Annotated in this window: 1 protein-coding gene and 1 pseudogene; one reads left to right on the plus strand and one right to left on the minus strand. The window is 39.3% G+C overall.

Annotation, left to right across the window (positions count from 1 at the left end; translation table 11 throughout):
* A pseudogene (locus I6E49_RS14150) lies at positions 1 to 568 on the minus strand (IS1380-like element IS612B family transposase); the annotation flags it as partial.
* Between the two features lie 289 nt (positions 569 to 857).
* Between I6E49_RS14150 and I6E49_RS14155 the strand changes: the two are divergent.
* Positions 858 to 1,691: a methyltransferase domain-containing protein gene (locus I6E49_RS14155; RefSeq protein WP_235403123.1), complete on the plus strand. Its 834-nt coding sequence runs from the start codon at positions 858 to 860 to the stop codon at positions 1,689 to 1,691.
* The last annotated feature ends 88 nt before the right edge of the window (positions 1,692 to 1,779 follow it).

Genomic DNA, 1,779 nt, shown 5'->3' on the forward strand with positions numbered 1-1,779 from the left:
TGTTCTGGGATTCCAGAAGAGCGAAGAATCTCTTATGGGTGTCTGCCTGATGAAAACGCACATTCGTGTTGCCATCGCTGTTCTCGATATAGACTATCTTGTCACCGATAACATATACGCCAGGCCTGTAGCCGAGGTACTTTTTGTAGGTCGGTTTTGCATCATACTTCTCCGTTTCAAGGAACTGATGGTCAAAGTCAACATCGTATTCCTCAATTTCCTTCAACTCGCCTGTAGAAACCAAAGCGTTTATAAGCAATGTGTTGAGTTTGTCTGCAGTATTGAAATCATAGGTCTTGCCTTGGTCGGAAGTATAGGAGATGTTTTCCTGTGTCAGTTCCTTGATGGCTCTGAGGATGGTATCAGAGCTGCATGTACGAAGGGTAGGATGATACGAGAGATGGCGCATCAGTTGTGACGTTACATCTTCCACGCATGAGCCGCCACAGAAATAAACGCTCATCAGCGAACGGACTATCTCGCTGAACTGATATCCGATGATACTGCTGCATCTCTGACCCAGTGTTGAGTCGATAACGGGTGAAAGCATGGAGTCAAATTTCTCCATGATTGAAAAAATTCCTCCAAAAGGTGTGAGTTTTTCAGATTTTATTTGTAACTTTGCAGCGCCTTGTTACGATTTTCGCTTGTTTTCTAATTGCAACACTAAGATAAGTGAAAAATCTGACATGGCAAAATCCTGAGCAACTTTTTGTTGCTCAGGAACTTATAAATAAAGTTAAATCAAAGTGTTGCGGAATTAAGGAGATTAAGATAAAACCGCGAGTTATGTTGCGGTTATCCGTATTGCATAACTCGCTTATTGAAGCAGAGATGTAATTACGGAGGAAAAACAAATGAATAATAATTTATCACGCTTTGCAGACAGCAAGGTTTATTTTCAATGCCCAATTTGCACAAAATCAATGGATATACAAGGCAATAGCCTAATTTGTAGACATGGACATTGCTTTGATATTTCAAGATATGGGTATGTAAATTTGTTGTTAAAATCATCGCCCAAAACCAACTACAGCAAGCGGTCTTTTGACAACCGGCACCAAATTTTGGAGTATGGCATGTATGATGTTGTGTTGGAGAAAATCATACAGTTTATTTCTGATACGCCATCTATAAGAAACATTTTAGATGTTGGTTGCGGCGAGGGTTTCTATGCAAGGCAGATACAGCAAAGAACAGAACGAAACATCTTTGCCTTTGACTTGTCAAGGGAGGCAATACAGATTGCATCAAAAAAAGACAAGCGCAAAGCAGTGAAGTGGTTTGTTACTGACTTATCAAAAATCCCTTTGAAAGACGGAAGTATGGATTGTATTTTAGACATATTTTCGCCTGCACACTACAAAGAATTTCAGCGATTGCTATCTCCTAACGGATATGTTGTGAAAGTAATTCCTACGAAAAATCATTTGAGGGAAATCAGGACTAAAGTGCAAGCACACTTGAAAAATCCAGATTATTCAAATGAGTCTGTCGTTGAATGTTTTGAGAAATATCTTAAAACCATTTCAAGAGAAACGGTTTCAGCCACCGTACAGTTGTCATCAGAACAAAGAATGTCGTTTATTGAAATGACGCCGCTTCTCTTTTGCGTTGAAAAAGATTGCGTTGATTGGCGTACTCTCACACATTTGACAATCGAAGCTGATGTTTTAATAGGAATGTATTAAAGGGCGTATTGATATCCTAAAATCCGCAACTATCATCCAATACACGATTAAGGGTAGATTTATGAGTCGTTAGTAGCAGCTTTCAGTA

It is taken from the genome of Leyella stercorea, assembly GCF_021531655.1.

Coding starts and splice junctions, on each gene's coding strand:
- I6E49_RS14155 (WP_235403123.1), top strand. CDS start 858: ATGAATAATAATTTATCACGCTTTGCAGACAGCAAGGTTTATTTTCAA.